Origin of the sequence: Halomonas sp. BC1, from assembly GCF_002078135.1 — a bacterium.
Taxonomy (GTDB): domain Bacteria; phylum Pseudomonadota; class Gammaproteobacteria; order Pseudomonadales; family Halomonadaceae; genus Vreelandella; species Vreelandella stevensii.
The window spans coordinates 55,900-75,568 of record NZ_LFGS01000012.1 but is presented as its reverse complement, the minus strand read 5'-3'; the positions used below and the strand labels follow the sequence as shown (position 1 = coordinate 75,568).

At 61.3% G+C, this 19,669-nt stretch carries 19 protein-coding genes; 7 read left to right on the top strand and 12 right to left on the bottom strand.

Annotated elements, in window-relative coordinates; genetic code table 11:
- Positions 1–161 precede the first annotated feature (161 nt).
- The gene (rluF, locus tag B7L72_RS09880; protein ID WP_081194065.1) at positions 162–1,205 is read left to right on the top strand and encodes a 23S rRNA pseudouridine(2604) synthase RluF; all 1,044 of its coding nucleotides are present in this window, start codon (positions 162–164) and stop codon (positions 1,203–1,205) included.
- A 16-nt stretch (positions 1,206–1,221) separates the two neighbouring features.
- Positions 1,222–1,515 carry a DUF1294 domain-containing protein gene (locus B7L72_RS09875; protein WP_254893793.1) on the top strand — a complete coding sequence of 98 codons (294 nt, stop codon included), beginning with the start codon at positions 1,222–1,224 and terminating at the stop codon, positions 1,513–1,515.
- Here B7L72_RS09875 and B7L72_RS09870 read toward each other — a convergent pair.
- The 12 genes from B7L72_RS09870 to B7L72_RS09815 all read right to left on the bottom strand — a co-directional run bounded on the left by B7L72_RS09870 (position 1,493) and on the right by B7L72_RS09815 (position 14,294).
- Positions 1,493–2,167, bottom strand: a complete 675-nt coding sequence (locus B7L72_RS09870) for an anthranilate synthase component II (RefSeq protein ID WP_081194063.1) — start codon at positions 2,165–2,167, stop codon at positions 1,493–1,495. The genes B7L72_RS09875 and B7L72_RS09870 overlap by 23 nt on opposite strands.
- Positions 2,164–3,585 carry an anthranilate synthase component I family protein gene (locus B7L72_RS09865; RefSeq protein WP_081194062.1) on the bottom strand — a complete coding sequence of 474 codons (1,422 nt, stop codon included), beginning with the start codon at positions 3,583–3,585 and terminating at the stop codon, positions 2,164–2,166. Before B7L72_RS09865 ends, B7L72_RS09870 begins: the two co-directional genes overlap by 4 nt.
- Positions 3,582–3,851: a Trp family transcriptional regulator gene (locus B7L72_RS09860; protein ID WP_016913604.1), complete on the bottom strand. Its 270-nt coding sequence runs from the start codon at positions 3,849–3,851 to the stop codon at positions 3,582–3,584. The genes B7L72_RS09865 and B7L72_RS09860 overlap by 4 nt, the downstream gene beginning before the upstream one ends.
- A gap of 115 nt (positions 3,852–3,966) precedes the next feature.
- Entirely contained in the window at positions 3,967–4,533 is a 567-nt protein-coding gene (locus B7L72_RS09855; RefSeq protein WP_016913605.1) for a hypothetical protein, read from the bottom strand.
- A gap of 77 nt (positions 4,534–4,610) precedes the next feature.
- Positions 4,611–5,423 (bottom strand): class I SAM-dependent methyltransferase, encoded by an 813-nt coding sequence (locus B7L72_RS09850; RefSeq protein WP_016913606.1) that lies wholly within the window; start codon positions 5,421–5,423, stop codon positions 4,611–4,613.
- Between the two features lie 5 nt (positions 5,424–5,428).
- Positions 5,429–7,141: an AMP-binding protein gene (locus B7L72_RS09845; protein ID WP_081194061.1), complete on the bottom strand. Its 1,713-nt coding sequence runs from the start codon at positions 7,139–7,141 to the stop codon at positions 5,429–5,431.
- 75 nt (positions 7,142–7,216) lie between these two features.
- Positions 7,217–8,134 carry a hydroxymethylglutaryl-CoA lyase gene (locus tag B7L72_RS09840; RefSeq protein WP_081194060.1) on the bottom strand — a complete coding sequence of 306 codons (918 nt, stop codon included), beginning with the start codon at positions 8,132–8,134 and terminating at the stop codon, positions 7,217–7,219.
- A gap of 10 nt (positions 8,135–8,144) precedes the next feature.
- On the bottom strand, positions 8,145–10,181 hold the full coding sequence (locus tag B7L72_RS09835) for an acetyl-CoA carboxylase biotin carboxylase subunit (protein WP_081194059.1): 2,037 nt from the start codon (positions 10,179–10,181) through the stop codon (positions 8,145–8,147).
- Positions 10,178–11,002 carry an enoyl-CoA hydratase/isomerase family protein gene (locus B7L72_RS09830; protein WP_081194058.1) on the bottom strand — a complete coding sequence of 275 codons (825 nt, stop codon included), beginning with the start codon at positions 11,000–11,002 and terminating at the stop codon, positions 10,178–10,180. The genes B7L72_RS09835 and B7L72_RS09830 overlap by 4 nt, the downstream gene beginning before the upstream one ends.
- 10 nt (positions 11,003–11,012) lie before the next feature.
- Positions 11,013–12,620: a carboxyl transferase domain-containing protein gene (locus B7L72_RS09825; protein WP_081194057.1), complete on the bottom strand. Its 1,608-nt coding sequence runs from the start codon at positions 12,618–12,620 to the stop codon at positions 11,013–11,015.
- 22 nt (positions 12,621–12,642) lie between these two features.
- Positions 12,643–13,812: an isovaleryl-CoA dehydrogenase gene (locus B7L72_RS09820; protein WP_081194056.1), complete on the bottom strand. Its 1,170-nt coding sequence runs from the start codon at positions 13,810–13,812 to the stop codon at positions 12,643–12,645.
- A gap of 77 nt (positions 13,813–13,889) precedes the next feature.
- Positions 13,890–14,294, bottom strand: a complete 405-nt coding sequence (locus tag B7L72_RS09815) for a MerR family transcriptional regulator (RefSeq protein ID WP_081194055.1) — start codon at positions 14,292–14,294, stop codon at positions 13,890–13,892.
- 311 nt (positions 14,295–14,605) lie between these two features.
- Between B7L72_RS09815 and B7L72_RS09810 the strand changes: the two genes are divergently transcribed.
- The 5 genes from B7L72_RS09810 (at position 14,606) to B7L72_RS09790 (ending at position 19,443) form a co-directional block, all read left to right on the top strand.
- The gene (locus tag B7L72_RS09810) at positions 14,606–15,394 is read left to right on the top strand and encodes an ABC transporter ATP-binding protein (protein ID WP_081194054.1); all 789 of its coding nucleotides are present in this window, start codon (positions 14,606–14,608) and stop codon (positions 15,392–15,394) included.
- Positions 15,391–16,137 (top strand): ABC transporter ATP-binding protein, encoded by a 747-nt coding sequence (locus B7L72_RS09805; RefSeq protein ID WP_016913615.1) that lies wholly within the window; start codon positions 15,391–15,393, stop codon positions 16,135–16,137. Before B7L72_RS09810 ends, B7L72_RS09805 begins: the two co-directional genes overlap by 4 nt.
- A gap of 125 nt (positions 16,138–16,262) precedes the next feature.
- A complete protein-coding gene (locus tag B7L72_RS09800) occupies positions 16,263–17,486 on the top strand; it encodes an ABC transporter substrate-binding protein (RefSeq protein ID WP_081194053.1) in 1,224 nt (407 codons plus the stop codon).
- 65 nt (positions 17,487–17,551) lie between these two features.
- Positions 17,552–18,439, top strand: a complete 888-nt coding sequence (locus B7L72_RS09795; RefSeq protein WP_081194052.1) for a branched-chain amino acid ABC transporter permease — start codon at positions 17,552–17,554, stop codon at positions 18,437–18,439.
- A gap of 2 nt (positions 18,440–18,441) precedes the next feature.
- On the top strand, positions 18,442–19,443 hold the full coding sequence (locus B7L72_RS09790; protein WP_081194051.1) for a branched-chain amino acid ABC transporter permease: 1,002 nt from the start codon (positions 18,442–18,444) through the stop codon (positions 19,441–19,443).
- Positions 19,444–19,669: the final 226 nt, after the last annotated feature.

Sequence of the window (19,669 nt, the reverse complement as noted above, 5' to 3'; positions counted from 1 at the left end):
ACGACGCACTCCAGGGGAGGTGCACCATGCGCGCAGATGCGCAGGCCGTGATGGTCTTCTGGTTTCAAACGCTGGAGCCTGTTCTCTCCACGCCGGAAGAAGTCGCCTTCCTCCAGCAGCCGGGCTCCTCTTTTTAACCCAATGGGATGACGTAGCGCTTTATGCCGTTAAGAACCTCTACCCGTATCAACAAGTACATCAGTGAAAGCGGCCTGTGCTCCCGCCGCGAAGCCGACCGCTTCGTGGAGCAGGGCAATGTCTATATCAACGGTCGCCGGGCCACCACGGGGGATCAGGTGGTGGCGGGAGATCGGGTCAAGGTGAACGGCCAGGAGATCGAACCGCAGGAAGAAGAAGACCTGGTATTGATCGCGCTGAACAAGCCGGTGGGTATCGTCAGCACCACGGAGTCTGCCGAAAAGGACAACATCGTCGAGTTCGTCAAGCACGGCACGCGTATCTTTCCCATCGGACGGCTGGACAAGGACTCCCAGGGCCTGATCTTTCTCACCAACAATGGCGATCTGGTCAACAAGATTCTGCGCGCCAACAATCATCACGAGAAAGAGTACGTGGTGACGGTGGATAAGCCGATCACCGATGAGTTCATTGCCGGTATGCAGGGCGGGGTGCCCATTCTTGGCCAGGTGACCAAAAAGTGTCGCGTGGTCAAGGAGTCCACTTTCGTTTTCAATATTACGCTGGTGCAGGGGCTGAATCGTCAAATTCGCCGTATGTGCGCATACTTCGGTTACGAAGTGACGCAACTGGTGCGTACACGCATCATGAACGTCTCCCTGAAAGGCCTGGCGCTGGGCGACTGGCGCGATCTGACGCCCCGTGAGATCGAGACCATCATTGCCCTGACCGAAACCTCGCCAGCCGCACCGGAGAAGAAAAAAAGCGACAGGCCTGACTACAGCAGCAACAGACATGGCGTGAAAGGTAAACCACCGGCAGCGAAAAAGGCCTCACCGGGTGCTCGTGCGGGTGGCAAGAGCCGTCAGGACTCCAAGGGGAGAGTAGCCGCGTCGGGTAAGTCAGGCGCCAAAGCAAAGCCAATGGGAAAACCGGCTGCCAAAGGCAAGGGCAGGCCCGGCAGTAAACCCGGTGGCAGGCCGGGCGCGGGCAAGAGTGCCATCAAGGGTGGTCGACCTGGTGGGGGCAGAATAGCCGCCGGTAAGCCGTCTTCCCGGCGCAAATAGTCAGCCAGGGCCCATCATGAACTCATGGATGCTTTTCGGGCTGGTGCTCTATGCAGCGGCTAGCGTCGTGACCTATGCCACCTATGCATGGGACAAGCGGGCGGCGATCAAGAAGCGCCGGCGGGTGAGCGAAAAAACGCTGCACTGGCTGGCACTGTTGGGGGGCTGGCCTGGCGCGTGGTGCGCTCAGCAGCAGCTACGCCACAAGACCCAGAAAACCGCTTTTCGGCGAGTTTTCTGGGTCACGGTGGTGCTCAACCTGGCCTGTCTGGCAGCTGTTCTGGTGCTTACGCAACCCTGGCCGAGTTGAACAGGAAGTTGGCGATCAGTTCCTTGCCGCCTTCGGTGGCAAACGACTCCGGGTGGAACTGAATGCCGTGGATGGGGTAGTCGCGGTGCTTCACGCCCATCAGCTCGAACTCGCCGGCGGCCTGCCAGGCGCTGCGCTCGGCAAAATGCTCGGCGGTCAGCGCGCCGACCGTGGCGGTCACTTCCAGGCACTCGGGTAGGGTGGTGGCGTCGGCAATCAAGGAGTGGTAGCGCATCACTTCCAATTGGTCGGGGACGCCCTGGAACACCGAACGGTCATCGTGGTGAATGGGGCTGATCTTGCCGTGCATGGGCAGCGGTGCCTTGACCACCTTGCCACCAAAGACATGCACGATGCCCTGCATGCCCAGGCACACTCCCAGCAGTGGCGTCGTCTTGCCGAGTTTTTCGATGACCTCGGCACACACCCCGAAGTAGCGCGGGTCGTCCGGCGAGCCTGGCCCCGGCGAAATGATGATGCGCTCCGGGGCCATGGCCTCGATGGCCTTGAAGTCGATCTGGTTGTTCCGCTTCACCACGATCTCGAAATGCGGCAGCTCCCCGCGATTCTTTTCGGTGGTGAGAATTTCACCGATGAATTGGTAGAGGTTGTAGGTGAACGAGTCGTAGTTGTCGATGATCAGCACCTTCATGCGGGACTCTCCGTTTCCGTGCTCATAAAGGGGGCTAGCGCCTTGCGGGTACCAGCGAACTTGCGACGAATCTCCTCGTACTCATCCTCGGCATTGCTGTCGTAGACGTTGCCGCCGCAGGTTTGCACGTAGGCACGTTCACCGTTGACGAACACCGTACGAATCGGAATGGCGAAGGTGCAGTCGCCATTGAAGGAAAACTGGCCCACTGCGCCGCCATAGGGGCCGCGACCGTCGGTTTCCAGGTCGTCGATGATCTTCATGGCCTCGATCTTGGGAGCACCGGTCAGCGTTCCGGCAGGGAAGTTGCTGGCCAGGGCGGAGAACATGTCTTCGCCTTCGGCGATGATGCCGACGATCTCGCTGGAGATGTGCTGTACGTGGCTGAACCGCTTGATGTCCATCAGGCTGCGTACCTTCACCGTTCCAAACTGGGCCACGCGGCCGATGTCGTTGCGGTGCAGGTCCACGATCATGTTGTGCTCGGCGATCTCCTTCGGGTCGTTGAGCAGTGCGCGGGCCAGCTGCGTGTCTTCCTGGGGGGTCTGGCCACGGAGCGTGGTGCCCGCCAGCGGGAAGGTTTCCATTTCGCCCTGGCGCAGACGAAACAGCAGTTCGGGGCTGGCGCCGATCAGCTTCTGTTCACCGAATTTGACGTAATACATCTGCGGTGACGGGTTGATGGTGCGCAACTGGTCATAGAGCGCCAGGGTATCGCCCTGGATGCGAAAGCGCTTCTTGAATCCCACTTCACACTGGAACACCTTGCCGTCGATGATGTCCTGCTTCACCTTGGCCACGGCTTCGGCATGCTGGGCCTTGCTCATGGTGTCGCCCAGCGCGGTAATGCTGAGCGCCCCGGCAGGCTCGTCTGCTGCTTCGATCAGTGTCTGCAGAAAATCATAGCGGCTGTTGTCGTAGTAGAAGTAGGTGACTTCCCCGGTCATCTTGTCGAGGATCAAGCCATCCTTGTAAAGCCCGAAGCGGAACGTATCGAAGTCGTCGCTGGCTTTCAGCGTCAGCGAAGGCTCGAAGTATTGCATGGCGTCGTAGCCCAGATAGCCGCTGAGGCCGCCGGCGTACTTGCGGGAAATGATGTTCTGCGGAATCAGGCTGCGCAGCAGCTCGTAGGGGTTCTCGCTGGTGTACTGCTCGGCCTGACCGTCGCGGTTTTCAATGGTCAGCGTGTGGCCATTGGCGTACAGCGTATATTCGGGGTCGAAGCCAATGATCGAGTGGCGCGCCATATGGCTATCTTCGCCCAGCGACTCCAGCATGTAGCAGGTGTCGAAGCGGCGCTCGATTTTCTGAAACAGGGCGAAGAAGTCGCAGTCTGCCGCCAGCGTCACGTAGTGCGGTTTACGGGGCAGTGTAAACGGCGTTGGGCCAGTGGTGTTGGCCTGAGTGTGAGTGCTCATAAAGGGTCGTTCCGTGATGAAGATGACTGGTTCAGTGCGCGAGAGCCCCTGGATACCGTGGCAATACCGACCCCGAGGGTATCGGCAATCTTGCGGTGGGGCACCCCTTCGTTGAGCAGCTTGAAAATCTGCAGACGCTTGCTGATTTCCTGGTACTCCGCTGGTGTCAGCAGGCTGGCCAGCGCAGCGTCCATGGCCTCGGGGGTCTCGATGGCCACCAGATGGCGTACCAGCTCAGCCTGATAGTGTGACGGAGAGAGGGTCATGAGTGAGTCACCAGCGGTCGATGAAAATCGTGTTAATGTACTAGTACGCTAGTACATTAACACGAATAAGCGCAGGGTCAAGAGACATCGCGGCTGGCAGCATCGAAAACCGGGATTAAAACGGCAGGTGTAGCGAAGCGCTGAGCATATTGAGGTGGCTGAGCGTGGGCGTGTCGATACGCTCGTACTCGAAACGGCTGATTAACCGGTTGACGGTCATGGTGGCGCCGAAGCCTTGCAGCAGCGCCGTGCCGCCATCATCGGCATGGGGCTGGTACGCTTCACCCCGCCACTCGGTGAAGCCGGATTTGGCATAAACGCTGACGGCGCCCATGCGCACGCCTGCCACCAGGGCGCCACCCAGGCTCAGGGTATCCATGAGCAGCGGGCTCACCTGGGACGTAATGGGGACTTCTTCACTTTCGCGATAGGCGATCTCGGCACCGATATCCAGCCGTGGCAGCCGTTCGGGGCTGAAGCCTGCGGTCAGCCGAAAGCCGGTGGTGTTGGTGTCGAGGCTGCTCAGGTCGCTGCCTTCCAGCACCACGCCGTTATCCAGCCGAATCCACTCACCGTCGGGCGCTGCATACGCCAGCAATACCGTGTCGTCACTCGCCAGGGCGGTGGCGAAGGGCGCAGCGCTCACCAGCGTCAGGAGCAGGGTGCTTGCCAGGCGGTTCATTGGCGTTCCTCTTGTCCTTGATCGTGACCTTATCGTTATGCAGGCGGGTCGCAGTTTATCGAGTCAACCGTTACAGGTTAGCAACGGGCGCTGATTTCCACCACGTTAATTGCCTGTTGAGCGAGATTTTCCAGCAGGTGCTTGCCCATGGTCAGAAAGCGCTCGCCAAATACCCACTGGGGCGAGACGACCGCAGGCTGGGCGGTCTGCTCCTTTTGGCGTTGACGCTGGCGCCACGCCAGGGCGGTCTGGCTCCAATCCTCGTGGTGTTGCAAGGTGAAGCCTTGCCGTTGCAGCAGGGTAGTCAATGCCTCCAGGCTGAGCAGGTGCGAATGTTCGGGCCCTTCCGCCCAGGGCACCGGGAAGCGCAGCGCTGCCTGGTTCGAGCCGCCCACCACTTCGTGCATCACCAGCTGCCCGCCGGGGCGCAGCACTCGGCGGCACTGGGCCAGCACGCTTTCCGGGTCAGGCATGTTCATCAGGCTGTGCTGAAACACCACCGCATCGAAGCTCGCGTCGGTAAACGGCAGAGCGCTGGCATTTCCCGTCACCCAGCGCAATTTGCCGCCCATGGGGGTGGGCGTGAGTTGGCTGATGGCCCGGTTGAGCGCGCTGAAGCGGTGGGTGATATCCAGCCCGGTCATGTGCAGGCCCATGGCCGCGCCCTGGCGCATCAGCCCGCCCAGCCCGGCACCGATGTCCAGCACCTGGCTTTGCGGCTCAATCAGGGCCAACAGCCTGGCCGAGGCGGCCAGGCCACCGATATGCAGTTGGTCCAGTGGGGCGAGCTGGTGCAGCGTCGGACCCTCAGGATAATGGCTGCGCAACTGCTGGAGAATCTCCTGGTCGCGCAGCCCCTGATCGTAGTGATGCGCCAGGGGCTTTGCCATGGCGGCTACTTCTGCTCGTCCAGGCCCAGCTCTTCTATCGAGATTTCGCGCATCTTGAACTTCTGGATCTTGCCGGTGACGGTCATGGGGAACTCATCCACGAACTTGAAGTAGCGTGGGATCTTGAAGTGAGTGATTTTGCCCTTGCAGTATTCGCGCAGGTCTTCACCGGTGATCTCGCCCGCGGTGGCGTTGAGCTTCACCCAGGCGATCAGCTCTTCGCCATACTTCTTGTCGGGTACACCGGTGACCTGGACTTCGGAAATGGCCGGGTGGGCGTACAGAAACTCTTCGATCTCTTTCGGGTAGACGTTTTCACCGCCGCGAATCACCATGTCCTTGATACGCCCCACGATCTGGATGTAGCCCTCGTCATCCATGGTGGCCAGGTCGCCGGTATGCATCCAGCCTGCCTCGTCGATGGCTTCGGCGGTGGCTTTGTCGTTGTTCCAGTACTTGAGCATCACGCTATAGCCACGGGTGCACAGCTCGCCGATTTCTCCACGGGGCAGAATGCCGCCATTGCCTGGGTCGACGATCTTGCTTTCCAGGTGGGGCTGGGTACGGCCCACGGTGGAAACGCGCTTGTCGATGGTGTCGTTGGCGCCGGTCTGTGTCGACACCGGGCTGGTCTCGGTCATGCCGTAGGCAATCTGCACGCCCTTCATGTTCATCTTGTCGATGACCTGCTTCATGATTTCGGCAGGGCAGATGGAGCCAGCCATGATCCCGGTTCGCAGCGACGAAAAGTCGGTCGACGCGAAGTCGGGGTGTTCGAGCTCGGCAATGAACATGGTGGGCACGCCGTAGAGGGCGGTGGCTTTCTGCTCATGGACGGCTTTCAGGACTTTACCGGGGTCGAAGCCTTCGTCCGGGTAGATCATGGCGGCCCCATGGGTCATGCAGCCCAGGTTGCCCATGACCATGCCGAAGCAGTGGTAGAGCGGCACGGGGATCACCAGCCGGTCGGCGCTGGTAAAGCCCATGCTCTCTGCCACGAAAAAGCCGTTGTTGAGGATGTTGTGGTGGGAGAGCGTGGCCCCCTTGGGAAACCCCGTGGTGCCGGAGGTGTATTGAATGTTGATCGGGTCGTCGAACTGCAGGGTGGCCTGCAGGTCGTCCACTTCGGTCTGGCTGACGGTGTCGGCCTGGCCAATGAAGTCGGCCCAGCGCCACATGCCGCTGTGCTTCTCGTCGCTGAGATTGATGATGCACTGCAGCTGCGGCAACTTATGGGCGTTCAGCGCTCCTTCGGCGCAGTGGTTCAGCTCGGGAGCCAGCTCGTACAGCATGGCGGTGTAGTGGGAGCTCTTGAACTGGTGGGCGGTGATCAAAAAGCGTGCGCCGGATTGGTTGAGCGCGTACTCCAGCTCGTGGGTCCGGTAAGAGGGGTTGATGTTGACCAGAATGGCACCGATCTTGGCGGTGGCAAACTGGCTCAGCGTCCACTCGCTGCAGTTGGGTGCCCAGATGCCGACCCGGTCGCCTTTCTTGACCCCGATGGCAAGCAGGGCCCGAGCGCAGCGATTCACCTCCCGCTGCAGTTCTCGGTAGCTCCAGTGAATGTTCTGGTGAAGTGCGATCAACGCGTCGTTGTCCGGGTATTGGGCGGCAATCTGGTCGAACTTGTCGCCAATGGTCATGCCCAGCAAGGGTTTGTCGGCGGTGCTGCTGGTGTAGCTGGGCAGGGCGCTGGAAAGCGGTGCAGATGATGCCATGGTGAGTCTCTCCGAAATCTTTATTGTTGTCTGAACGGGAAGTGAAGCGTTTTTAATTATGAGCGCCGGGCCGTACTAGCCGGGAGTGCGCTGTGTGCACCCTCTGGCCAGCGCCACTTTGGCGCTGGGCTGGCGGCCCAACTGCCGCGTGATCCAGTCGCCGGTGTCGATCACCGCTTGCAGGTCGATGCCGGTCTCGATGCCGAGTCCTTGCAGCAGGTACAGCACGTCTTCCATGGCCACGTTGCCGGAGGCGCCCTTGGCATAGGGGCAGCCACCGAGGCCTGCCGTGGCGGCGTCGATGACGCCGACGCCCTCTTCCAGCACGGCGTACAGATTGGCGATGGCCATGCCGTAAGTGTCATGGAAGTGCGCGGCCAGCCGTTCGATGGGCACGTGTTGGGCGGTGGCTTCGATCATGCGTTTGGCGGCCAGCGGCGTGCCGGTACCGATGGTGTCCCCGAGGGAAATCTCGTAACAGCCCATGTCGTAGAGCGCTTTCGCCACCTCGGCGACTTTCTGCGGGGCGATGTCCCCTTCGTAGGGGCACCCCAGCACGCAGGAGACGTAGCCACGCACTCGCACGCCTGCCTCGTTGGCCCGTGCGAGCACCGGCTCAAAGCGTGCCAGCGACTCGGTGATAGAGCAGTTGATGTTCTTCTGCGAGAACGCTTCCGAGGCGGCGCCAAACACGGCGACCTCCTCGACGCCCACGTCCAGAGCGCCTTCCAGCCCCTTCAGGTTTGGCGTGAGGGCGGAATACACCACGCCGGGCTGGCGCTTGAGGCCGCGCATCACCTCGGCGGCATCGCCCATCTGCGGTACCCACTTGGGAGAAACGAAGCTGGCGGCTTCGATATGCCGCAGGCCGGCCGCTGCCAGGCGCTCGATCAGCGCGATTTTGGTGGCAGTGGGCACCAGGGTGCCCGGTTCGTTCTGCAGCCCGTCTCGAGGGGCCATTTCAAACAGCTTGATAGCCGTAGGCAGTGCCATGGAAAAGCTCCTATTCGCTGGGGGCAAAGTCGAGCAGCACGTCACCCTGGCTGACCGTGTCGCCTGCCTGGAAGTGGAACGTGGCCACGCTGCCGTGGGTCGGTGCCGTCATGGTGTGCTCCATTTTCATGGCCTCCATGACCATCAAGGGCATGCCTCTTTCTACCGTGGTGCCGGGTTCGACCAGCAGCGCCACGACGGTGCCGTGCATGGGGGCGGTAAGGGTCGCCTCGGTTTCCTGATGGCCGTGGTCGATGGCGTCGATACGCTGCCAGAGCAGGCGGGTTTCACCGCTGGGCTCGGCCATCACGACGACATTGCCATCCCGGTAGGCCTGCAGGCGACGGCGATGGCCGTCGAGGGTCACCGCCACTGCATCGCCTGCCAGCGGTTGCAGGCTGGCGCTGAGCGTGTGCTCGCCGATGGTCAGCTGCCACTGGGCGTCCAGGCTCGTGCGTTTGCCCTCCACCACGACCAGGCTGTCCCTCTCCGAGCCTTGCGCCGCGCTGGGGTCGCACAGCGTGATGCGGATGGTGTGCGGGGCATTGAGCCGGAAGCCGTCGTGGCGGTCCCAGGGCGAGTCGCTTTCGCACTCCTGAGCCAGCTGGTGCAGCCCGATCAGCGCAGCGCTGGCATAGTCCTGCGTGGTGTAGCGGCGTGGCGCGAATAGCGTCGCTTCGTTGCGTTCGATGAAGCGCGTGTCCAGCTCGACGTTCTTGAAGCCGGGGTGATTGGCCAGCCGCTGCAGGAAGGCGCGGTTGGTCACCACCCCCTGCACATCCAGCGCGGCCAGCGCCCGGTTCAAGGTAGCCAGCGCGGCGTCGCGGTCGACACCGTGCACGATCAGCTTGGCCAGCATGGGGTCGTAGTGCATCGACACGCGATCGCCGCTCTCCACGCCGCTGTCCAGGCGCACCTGGTCGGCGGCCAGGCCCGCACCTTCGGTGTCCAGTTCGAAGCGGGCCAGCAGGCCGGTGGCAGGCAAGAAGTCCTGCTCCGGGTCCTCGGCGTAGAGCCTCGCCTCGAAGCTGTGGCCGGTGATGGTCAGCTCGTCCTGACGACAGGGCAGCGGCTCGCCCATGGCGACTCGCAATTGCCACTCCACCAGATCCTGGCCGGTGATCATCTCGGTGACGGGGTGCTCCACCTGCAGGCGGGTGTTCATCTCCATGAAGTAGAACGAGCCATCGGCGTCCAGAAGGAACTCCACCGTGCCCGCGCCCACGTAGCCGATCTCCTTGGCAGCGCGAACGGCGGCGTCGCCCATGGCGGTGCGCAGCTCGGGCGTCATGCCGGGGGCGGGGGCTTCTTCGATGACTTTCTGGTGGCGACGCTGCACGCTGCAGTCGCGCTCGAAGAGGTACACGCCTTGGCCGTAGCGGTCGCAAAAGACCTGTACCTCCACATGGCGGGGCTGCACCAGATACTTTTCGATCAGCATGCGGTCGTCGCCAAAGGCGGCTTTCGATTCTCGGCGGCAGCCGTCCAGCGCTGCCTTGAAGCCTTCGCCGCTTTCGACCACGCGCATGCCCTTGCCGCCACCGCCTGCGCTGGCTTTCAGCATCACCGGGTAGCCAATCTTGTCGGCTTCGGCGCGCAGCAGGGCGTCATTCTGGTCGTCGCCATGATAGCCCGGTACCAGCGGCACCCCCGCGTTGGCCATGCGTGCCTTGGCCGCCGATTTGTCGCCCATGGCGGCAATGGCGGAAGCGGGCGGGCCAACGAAGGTAATACCGGCCTGTTCCAGCGCTTTGACGAAGGTGCCGTTTTCGGACAGAAAGCCGTAACCGGGGTGAATGGCGCCGGTGCCGGTGCGTTGGGCGGCGTCGATCACTGCCTCGATGTTCAGGTAGCTTTCCCGAGCGGCCGCCGGGCCAAGACGCACGGCCTCGTCGGCTTCCCGCACATGGCGGGCGGTGGCATCGGCATCCGAGTAGACCGCCACGGTTTTCAGCCCCAGACGGCGGGCGGTGCGCATCACGCGGCAGGCAATTTCACCCCGGTTGGCTACCAGTAGGGTATCGAAGGGGGTCGGGGTAGGCGTCATGAGCGTGGCTCCGCGGCGTGTTGGTGTTCTTCGGGGGATGTCCAGGCGGGGCGGCGCTTGTCGAAAAAGCTGGCCAGGCCCTCCTGGCCTTCTTCACTGACCCGCAGCTGGGCGATGACCTGGCAGGTGTGCTCGCGGGTGGCATCCGAGTCCGGGGCCTGGGCCACGCTGGCCAGCAGGGCTTTGGTTGCCCGCTGCGCCTGAGGAGAGCCCTTGGCCAGGGTGTCGATCATGGTATCGATGGCGTGATCCAGCGCATCGTGTTCGACCACCTGGTGGGCGAGCCCCAGCTGCAGCGCGGTGGGGGCATCCATGATTTCGGCGCTTAGCGCGTAGCGGCGCATCTGCCGTTGGCCAAGGGCGCGCTGGACGTAAGGGCTGATCACGGCCGGTGACAGGCCGATATTGACCTCCGACAAACAAAACCGAGCCTTCTCGGAAGCGATGACGATGTCGCAGCAGGCGGCAAGCCCGACCGCGCCACCGAACGCGGCGCCCTGTACACGGCACAGGGTGGGGCAGGGCAGCGTGTCCAGGCCGTGCATCAGCGCCGCCAGCTTGTGTGAATCGGCCAGGTTGTCGGCCAGGTCGTAATCGACTATGCGCTTCATCCAGTTCAGGTCCGCACCGGCCGAAAAGCTCTTGCCCTCGGAGCCGAGGACCACCACGCGCACGTCGCCTGCGCTGGCCAGATCGTGCAGGGTTTCCAGATGACCGTTCAGTTCGGCGATCAAGCGATCGTCAAAGGCGTTGTGCACCTCTGGGCGGTTCAAGGTCAGCCGGGCGACACCCGATTCGATAACCAGGGTTGAGTAAGCCATGTGATGCCCCTTACATCCGGAACACGCCGAAGCGCGTCTCTTTGATTTCTGCGTTCATGGCGGCGGCCAACGAGAGACCCAGCACGTCGCGGGTTTGCAGCGGGTCGATGACTCCGTCATCCCACAGGCGCGCGCTGGCGTAGTAGGGGTGGCCCTGGTGCTCGTACTGGTCGCGGGTGGGCTGTTTGAAGGCCTCTTCGTCTGCCTTGCTCCATTCCCGGCCTTCTCGTTCGTACTGCTCGCGCTTCACCTGGGAAAGTACGCCTGCCGCCTGCTCGCCGCCCATTACGGAAATACGCGCATTGGGCCACATGAACAGCAGATTGGGGTCGTAGGCTCGGCCACACATGCCGTAGTTGCCAGCACCGAAGCTGCCGCCAATCAGCACGGTGTACTTCGGTACGTTGGCGCAGGCCACGGCGGTGACCAGCTTGGCGCCGTGCTTGGCGATGCCTTCGTGCTCGTATTTGGAGCCCACCATGAAGCCGGTGATGTTCTGCAGGAAGACCAGCGGAATCTTGCGCTGGGCACACAGTTCGATGAAGTGCGCGCCTTTCACGGCGCTTTCCGAAAACAGCACGCCGTTGTTGGCGACGATACCCACCGGGTAGCCGTGGATATGTGCAAAGCCGGTCACCAGGGTGTCGCCGTAGTAGCGCTTGAACTCATCGAAATCAGAGCCATCGACAATACGGCCGATCACTTCGCGCACATCGTAAGGTTTTTTCAGATCGGTGCCGACGATGCCGTACAGCTCTGCGGGGTCGAGTCTTGGCGGCCTGGGGGGTTGCATGGCGAGCTGGCCACGCTTTTGCCAGTTGAGCCGGGACACGCAGGCCCGTGCCAGCTGCAGCGCATGGGCGTCGTTTTCGGCGTAGTGGTCAGCCACGCCGCTGATGCGGGTGTGCACATCGGCGCCGCCCAGGTCTTCGGCGCTGATGTTTTCCCCGGTTGCTGCTTTGACCAGCGGTGGGCCGCCCAAAAAGATCGTTCCCTGCTCCTTGACGATGATGGACTCGTCCGCCATGGCGGGCACATAAGCACCGCCTGCGGTGCAGGAGCCCATGACCACCGCGATTTGCGGGATACCCTCGGCAGAGAGCGTGGCCTGGTTGTAGAAAATGCGGCCGAAGTGGTCCCGGTCGGGGAAGACCTCGTCCTGGCGGGGCAGGAAAGCCCCGCCGGAATCGACCAGGTAGATGCATGGCAGGCGGTGCTTGCGAGCCACTTCCTGGGCGCGCAGGTGCTTTTTCACCGTCAGCGGGAAGTAGGTGCCGCCCTTGACCGTGGCATCGTTGGCCACGATCACGCACTCCACCCCCGATACCCGGCCAATCCCGGTGACCACCCCGGCGGCGGGCACATCGCTGTCGTAAACGTGATGGGCTGCCAGCGCAGAAAATTCCAGAAACGGCGAGCCTTCATCGATCAAGTGGTCGATACGGTCACGTACGAACAGCTTGCCACGGCTTTCGTGGCGGCTGCGGGCGTTGGCGCCGCCGCCCTGGGCGATGGCCGCGGTCAGCTCACGCAGCTTGTTCACCTCCCCCAGCATGGCGGCCTCGTTGGCCTGAAACACATCGCTGCGCGGGTTGATCTGTGTCGATAGTGTGCTCATGGCGCAAACCTTCCTGAGTCGATTAATGGCTTTCGGTGAAGAGTTCGCGACCAATCAGCATGCGGCGAATTTCGCTGGTACCGGCGCCAATTTCATAGAGCTTCGCATCGCGCAGCAGGCGGCCGGTGGGGTATTCGTTGATGTAGCCATTGCCGCCCAGCAGTTGAATGGCGTCCAGCGCGACCTGGGTGGCCTTTTCAGCACAATACAGAATCACCCCGGCGGCATCCTTGCGCGAGGTCTGGCCCCGGTCGCAGGCGCTGGCCACGGCATACAGGTAAGCGCGGCAAGCATTCAGCGTGGTGTACATGTCGGCCACTTTGCCCTGTACCAGCTGGAACTCGCCGATGGATTGGTTGAACTGCTTGCGCTCGTGGATATAGGGAATGACCACGTCCATGGCGGCCTGCATGATGCCGATGGGGCCGGCGGCCAGCACGGTGCGCTCGTAATCCAGCCCGCTCATCAATACCCGCACGCCCTTGCCTACCTCGCCCAGCACGTTCTCGGCGGGCACGCGGCAGTCCTGAAACACCAGCTCGCAGGTGTTGGAGCCGCGCATACCCAGCTTGTCGAGCTTCTGAGCGGTGGTGAAGCCGGGCATGCCTTTCTCGATGATGAATGCGGTGATGCCCTTGGAGCCTGCCTCCGGGTCGGTCTTGGCGTAGACCACCAGCACGTCGGCATCGGGGCCGTTGGTGATCCACATCTTGTTGCCGTTGAGCACGTAGTGGTCGCCATCTTCCTTGGCGCGCAGCTGCATCGACACTACATCGGAACCGGCACCTGGCTCCGACATGGCCAGCGCGCCCACGTGCTCACCGCTGATCAGTTTGGGCAGGTATTTGGCTTTCTGCTCGGCGGAGGCGTTGATCTTCAACTGGTTGACGCACAGGTTGGAGTGCGCGCCATAAGAGAGGGCCACCGACGCACTGGCACGAGAGATCTCTTCCATGGCAATGCAGTGCGCCAGATAGCCCATGCCGCTACCGCCATCCTCTTCCGGGACGGTAATGCCCAGCAGCCCCATGTCACCAAACTTCTGCCACAGGTCGTTGGGGAACTCGTTGTTACGGTCGATCTCGGCGGCTCTGGGCGCGATTTCGCTGGCGGCAAACGCATTGACCTGTTCGCGCAGCATGTTCAGCTCGTCATCGAGGCCAAAATTCAGTTCTGTGTAGTGGGAAAACATGCTCAATCACCTTGTCGTCGTTGCTTATTGATTGTTAATTGTTAATGGGCCGTGTCTGCTGGCGGTATTCGAGCGGCTTATTTGGAAGTGGTCGGGTGCTTCTCGTTCAACTCTTCCAGCGCCTGGCGGCAGCGGATTTCGGCACTCTCCAACTCCAGTTGCACCATGGTGATGTCTTTCATCTGCTGCTCCAGCGCGGCCCTGCGTTCGCCGATCTTGCTGAGCATCAGGTGCAACTGCTTTTCGCTACCGCTGCGGGTTTCGTCCCACAGCTCGAACAGTTCGCGAATCTCGGCCAGTGAAAAGCCCAGCCGTTTGCCGCGCAGGGTCAGCTTCAGGCGTACGCGGTCCTTACTGCTGTAAATGCGTGTTTGCCCACGGCGAGAAGGGTGCAGCAGCTCCTGATCTTCATAAAAACGGATGCTGCGCGTGGTGACATCGAACTCGCTGGCCAACTCGCTGATCGTGTAGGTTTTGCTCATGATCGTTATTCTCGTCGATAGGGGAATGTCCCTATGGAACACTGACCATGAGGCTAAAACAAGTTTACGTTAACGTAAAGCAGCGAATGGCTATCGTTGGCAAGCATTTAAAATTTACAAGCTGTTGAAATTTAGTGATTTCAGCGTTTTCAAGCGCTGTGCTATCGTGGTGCATAGACCAAAGTTGTAATTGTAATACCCGGTGCTGGGTTGCTAGTTTGCACCTACAGCTTACGTTCAGGTAAGGATGCGTTGTCGGTTACTCCGCCGCGCTTCCCACTCAACAAGAACAACAAGAGGCGTCCTACCTCATGCGTGCAGATGAAGTGACCCAGAGGCCAGTGCTCGAAACGCGAGGGCTGACCAAAGAATTTCGCGGCTTTACGGCCGTGGATAACGTCAACCTACAAGTGCAGGAAGGGCATATCCACGCCCTGATCGGCCCCAACGGTGCCGGCAAAACCACGGTGTTCAACCTGCTCACCAAGTTCCTCCCTCCAACGCGCGGTGAGATTCTCTACCGTGGCCAGCCGATTACCAGCAAGAAATCCAATGACATTGCCCAGCTGGGCCTGGTGCGCTCGTTTCAGATTTCGGCGGTGTTTGCGCACATGACAGCGCTGGAAAACGTACGCGTTGCGCTGCAGCGCCAGTTGGGCACGTCGTTTCATTTCTGGAAGTCCGAAAAAACCCTGGATCACCTCAATGATCGTGCGCTGGCCTTGCTGGATGAAGTGGGGCTGCGCGAGTATGCCGATACATTGACGGTTGAAATGCCCTATGGCCGCAAGCGCGCCCTGGAGGTAGCGACCACTCTGGCGCTGGACCCCAGCATGATGCTGCTGGACGAGCCCACCCAGGGCATGGGTGCCGAAGACGTGGACCGCATCGTGGCGTTGATCAAGCGCGTTTCCCAGGGGCGTACCGTGCTGATGGTGGAGCACAACCTGAGCGTGGTAAGCCGCTTGTGTGACCGCATTACGGTATTGGCCCGAGGCGCGGTATTGGCGGAAGGCGACTACGACAGCGTTTCCCGCAACCCGCTGGTACGTGAAGCCTATATGGGCAGCGAAGCTGCCAGTGAGGAGGCCGCCGTATGAAGACCGCAGAAGCCCTCGAACATCCGGCCGCAGAGACTCAAAGCCTGGAAATGCTCCGCGTGCAGGACCTGCATGCCTTCTATGGCGAGTCGCATATCCTTCATGGGGTCAATTTCAACGTCAAGCGGGGCGAGCTGGTGACGCTGCTGGGTCGCAACGGTGCAGGGCGTAGCACCACGCTAAAGTCCATCATGAACATGGTGGGGCGCCGCACCGGCTCCATCGTCATCAATGGCAGCGAAACCCTGCGCATGAAGCCTCACCATATTCCTCGTCTGGGTATTGGCTACTGCCCTGAAGAGCGCGGCATCTTCGCCAGCCTGGACGTGCACGAAAACCTGCTGCTGCCGCCCACGGTGCGCTCCGGTGGAATGAGCCTGGATGAGATCTATGCCATGTTCCCCAACCTGTACGAGCGGCGCAAGAGTCAGGGAACTCGACTCTCTGGCGGTGAACAGCAGATGCTGGCCATGGCGCGCATTCTGCGTACCGGTGCGCGGCTGCTGCTGCTCGATGAAATTACCGAAGGCCTGGCCCCGGTCATCGTGCAGAAGCTGGGCGAAGTGCTGGTGCAGCTGAAAGAGCGGGGCATGACCATCGTACTGGTCGAGCAGAACTTCCGTTTTGCCGCGCCGCTGGCCGACCGCCATTTCGTCATGGATCACGGCCAGATCGTCGAAGAGATCACGGCGGCGCAGCTGCCTTCGCGCCGCGAGCATTTGAACAGCATGCTGGGGGTATAGACACCGCACACAACATATCCTTTAACCGCACTACTCAGGCTCCACTCGAACACCACTATTGAATGTCCGCATTACAACAGCGTCCGCATCACAACAACAAAGGCCCCCAGGGCCAGGAGACGAACATGATCTTTACCAGAAAAACGTTGGCCGCCAGCATTGCCGTGGCTGCCACTGCCAGCATGATGGCGTCTGCCGCCCAGGCCGAGATCAGCGACGGCGAAGTGCGCATTGGCTATCTGGCCGATATGTCGGGCACCTACCGAGACCTGGCGGGCCCGGGCGGCCAAACGGCCATGGAAATGGCCGTGGCCGACTTCGGCGGTAGCGTCAACGGTGCCCCCATCGTGATTTTCAGCGCCGACGACCGCAATAGTGCGGACGTTGGCGCCAACACCGTGCGCGAGTGGATCGACCAGCGCAACGTGGACATGGTGGGCGGTCTGGTGGCTTCGTCGGTGACCATTGCGGTCACCAAGGTATTGGAAGAGAACAACGGCCTGGGGATCGTGTCTGGGTCGGCAGCCTCCAGTATTACCAACGAGCACTGTACCCCCAACCATATTCATTGGGTCTACGACACTTATCCTCTGGCCAACGGTACCGCCAAGGCGGTCGTCGAGCAGGGCGGCGATACCTGGTTCATGCTGACCGCTGACTACGCTTTTGGTCATGCTCTGGAAGGCGACGTGACCCGAGTGGTAGCCGTCAATGGCGGTGAAGTGGTGGGCGGTGTCCGCCATCCGTTCCCCACCAGCGACTTCTCCTCCTACATTCTTCAGGCCCAGGGCTCCGGTGCCAAGATCGTGGGCCTGGCGAACGCCGGGGCAGACACCGTGAATGCCATCACCACGGCGAGCCAGTTCGGCCTGACCCAAAGCGGCCAGCAACTGGCGGGCCTGTTGATCTTCCTCAACGACGTGCACGCGCTGGGTCTGGAAGTCACCCAAGGGCTGCTGCTGACCACTGGCTGGTACTGGGACATGGACGACGAGTCGCGTGAGTGGGCCGAGCGTTACTACGATCAAGTGGGTCGCATGCCGACCATGGTTCAGGCCGGTATCTACTCTAGCACCATGCATTACCTCAAGGCCGTAGAAGCCGCTGGTACCGATGACCCGGAGACCGTTCGTGCGCAAATGGCCGAGATGCCGGTAGAGGACTTCTTTGCCCGCAATGGCCGTATTCGTGAAGATGGCCGCATGGTTCACGACATGTACCTGGCCCAGATGAAAACGCCGGAAGAGTCTACCGGTGAGTGGGACTTGTACAACATCCTCAGCACCATTCCCGCCGAAGAAGCCTACCGCCCGCTCTCTGAAAGCCAGTGTTCGCTGGTGAACAACTGATTGGCACGTCACGCTGAACAGCACCAGGCGGGCGGACCCCGCCTGGTGACAAGGAGAATCACACCATGACGATGATATTCGGCGTGCCATTGGCCGTCTTCATGGGCCAGCTAACGCTTGGGCTTGTGAATGGAGCCTTTTATGCGCTGCTTAGCTTGGGCCTGGCGGTTATCTTCGGGCTACTGAAGATCGTCAACTTTGCCCATGGGGCGCAGTACATGCTGGGCGCCTTTGCGGCGCTGCTGGGCTTTCGCTATCTGGGCATCAATTACTGGTTGGCGCTAGTGCTGGTGCCCGTAGTGGTGGGGGGGGTCGGCATGCTGATGGAGCGTTTTCTGCTGCGTCGCATTGCCCACCTGGACCACCTGTACGGGTTGTTGCTGACGTTCGGGTTGGCACTGATTTTTGAAGGCACTCTGGTGAACTTTTTCGGGGTTTCCGGGGCGCGTTACGCCACCCCTGAGGCGCTGCAGGGTGGTCTCAATCTCGGCTTCATGTTCCTGCCCACCTACCGTGCCTGGGTGCTGGTGGCGGCGCTGGCCATGTGTCTGTTCACCTGGTTCATGATCGAGCGTACGCGGCTGGGTGCCTACCTGCGGGCAGGTACCGAAAACTCGCAATTGATGCAGGCGTTTGGTGTCAACGTACCGCTGTTGATCACCTTGACCTACGGGTTTGGCGTGGGCCTGGCGGCCTTTGCCGGGGTATTGGCTGCACCGCTTTACCCTGTCTCACCCACCATGGGCTCCAATCTTTTGATCGTGGTGTTTGCGGTGGTGGTCATTGGCGGCATGGGGTCGATTCTGGGGGCTATCGTGACGGGATTGGGCATGGGAATCATTGAGGGGCTGACCAAGGTGTATTACCCGGAAGCCTCCAATACGGTCATTTTTCTGGTCATGATCCTGGTGCTCATGTTACGCCCCGCTGGGCTGTTCGGTAAGGAGGCTTAACCATGGCAACGCCGCATACTTCATCAGCCGTCGCGCTGCCCTCCGCCGTGCAGGAGCGCCAGCGTCGGGCCAGGCTGCGCCGCAACATGTTCTATCTGGTACTCATCGTCGTGGGGTTGGTGGCACCCTTTGTCGCTTACCCTGTGTTCTTGATGAAAATCCTCTGCTTTGCCCTGTTTGCTTGCGCCTTCAATCTACTGCTGGGGTATGCCGGGCTGCTCTCGTTTGGCCACGCGGCCTTTCTGGCGACGGGGGGCTACGTGACCGGGTATCTGCTGGCCAGCTATCCGGGCCTGACCCCGGAGCTGGGCATATTGGCAGGGACCCTGACCGCCACCCTGGTCGGTGCGGGCTTCGGGCTGCTGGCCATTCGCCGCCAGGGGATCTACTTTGCCATGGTCACGTTGGCGCTGGCCCAGCTGGTGTACTTCGTGTTCGTGCAGGCGCCCTTTACCGGGGGAGAAGATGGCCTGCATGGCGTGCCGCGTGGGCATCTGTTCGGCTTCATCAGCCTGCGTAACAACCTGAGCATGTACTACTTCGTGTTTGCCGTGTTCCTGTTGGGCTTTGCCCTGGTGCAGCGCACCGTGCACTCCCCTTATGGGCAGGTACTCAAGGCCATCCGCGAGAACGAGCCTAGGGCGATTTCGCTGGGTTACAACGTCGATGCCTATAAACTGTTGGCGTTCGTCCTGTCGGCGGCGCTGGCCGGGCTGGCCGGAGCGACCAAGACCGTGGTGTTCCAGCTGGCGTCGCTTACCGATGCTCACTGGCACATGTCTGGCGAGGTGATCCTGATGACCCTGCTGGGCGGTGTGGGCACGCTGCTCGGGCCGGTGATGGGGGCGGGTCTGGTGGTCAGCCTGCAGCATGTTCTGGCCCAGTCGCCGCTGGGCAACTGGGTAAGCGTCATCCTGGGCATCATTTTCGTGGTGTGTGTACTGAGTTTTCGCAGCGGTATCGTGGGCGAGCTGGCCAAGATATACCGCAAGAACTTCAAGTAGCGCCCGGAAAGGGTCGGGAAACTGCGTCTGTCTGTGGATTTGGGTGCCTTCGCGGCACCCTTTTTTGTGGGTGCGGGCGCTGGCCTGAGTTGCGTGGGCCTTTGGCGAGGGGGAGCGTTGTCTTTCTACGCCAAAGGTCGTGGGGGATTTGGTTGCGCAAATCTGCCCAAAAATATAAGTTAACGTAAACGTCAACGTGACCGATAACGATAATAGTGGGTGAGGC

Coding starts and splice junctions, on each gene's coding strand:
- rluF (WP_081194065.1), top strand. CDS start 162: ATGCCGTTAAGAACCTCTACCCGTATCAACAAGTACATCAGTGAAAGC.
- B7L72_RS09875 (WP_254893793.1), top strand. CDS start 1,222: ATGAACTCATGGATGCTTTTCGGGCTGGTGCTCTATGCAGCGGCTAGC.
- B7L72_RS09870 (WP_081194063.1), bottom strand. CDS start 2,167: ATGAAGGTGCTGATCATCGACAACTACGACTCGTTCACCTACAACCTC.
- B7L72_RS09865 (WP_081194062.1), bottom strand. CDS start 3,585: ATGAGCACTCACACTCAGGCCAACACCACTGGCCCAACGCCGTTTACA.
- B7L72_RS09860 (WP_016913604.1), bottom strand. CDS start 3,851: ATGACCCTCTCTCCGTCACACTATCAGGCTGAGCTGGTACGCCATCTG.
- B7L72_RS09855 (WP_016913605.1), bottom strand. CDS start 4,533: ATGAACCGCCTGGCAAGCACCCTGCTCCTGACGCTGGTGAGCGCTGCG.
- B7L72_RS09850 (WP_016913606.1), bottom strand. CDS start 5,423: ATGGCAAAGCCCCTGGCGCATCACTACGATCAGGGGCTGCGCGACCAG.
- B7L72_RS09845 (WP_081194061.1), bottom strand. CDS start 7,141: ATGGCATCATCTGCACCGCTTTCCAGCGCCCTGCCCAGCTACACCAGC.
- B7L72_RS09840 (WP_081194060.1), bottom strand. CDS start 8,134: ATGGCACTGCCTACGGCTATCAAGCTGTTTGAAATGGCCCCTCGAGAC.
- B7L72_RS09835 (WP_081194059.1), bottom strand. CDS start 10,181: ATGACGCCTACCCCGACCCCCTTCGATACCCTACTGGTAGCCAACCGG.
- B7L72_RS09830 (WP_081194058.1), bottom strand. CDS start 11,002: ATGGCTTACTCAACCCTGGTTATCGAATCGGGTGTCGCCCGGCTGACC.
- B7L72_RS09825 (WP_081194057.1), bottom strand. CDS start 12,620: ATGAGCACACTATCGACACAGATCAACCCGCGCAGCGATGTGTTTCAG.
- B7L72_RS09820 (WP_081194056.1), bottom strand. CDS start 13,812: ATGTTTTCCCACTACACAGAACTGAATTTTGGCCTCGATGACGAGCTG.
- B7L72_RS09815 (WP_081194055.1), bottom strand. CDS start 14,294: ATGAGCAAAACCTACACGATCAGCGAGTTGGCCAGCGAGTTCGATGTC.
- B7L72_RS09810 (WP_081194054.1), top strand. CDS start 14,606: ATGCGTGCAGATGAAGTGACCCAGAGGCCAGTGCTCGAAACGCGAGGG.
- B7L72_RS09805 (WP_016913615.1), top strand. CDS start 15,391: ATGAAGACCGCAGAAGCCCTCGAACATCCGGCCGCAGAGACTCAAAGC.
- B7L72_RS09800 (WP_081194053.1), top strand. CDS start 16,263: ATGATCTTTACCAGAAAAACGTTGGCCGCCAGCATTGCCGTGGCTGCC.
- B7L72_RS09795 (WP_081194052.1), top strand. CDS start 17,552: ATGACGATGATATTCGGCGTGCCATTGGCCGTCTTCATGGGCCAGCTA.
- B7L72_RS09790 (WP_081194051.1), top strand. CDS start 18,442: ATGGCAACGCCGCATACTTCATCAGCCGTCGCGCTGCCCTCCGCCGTG.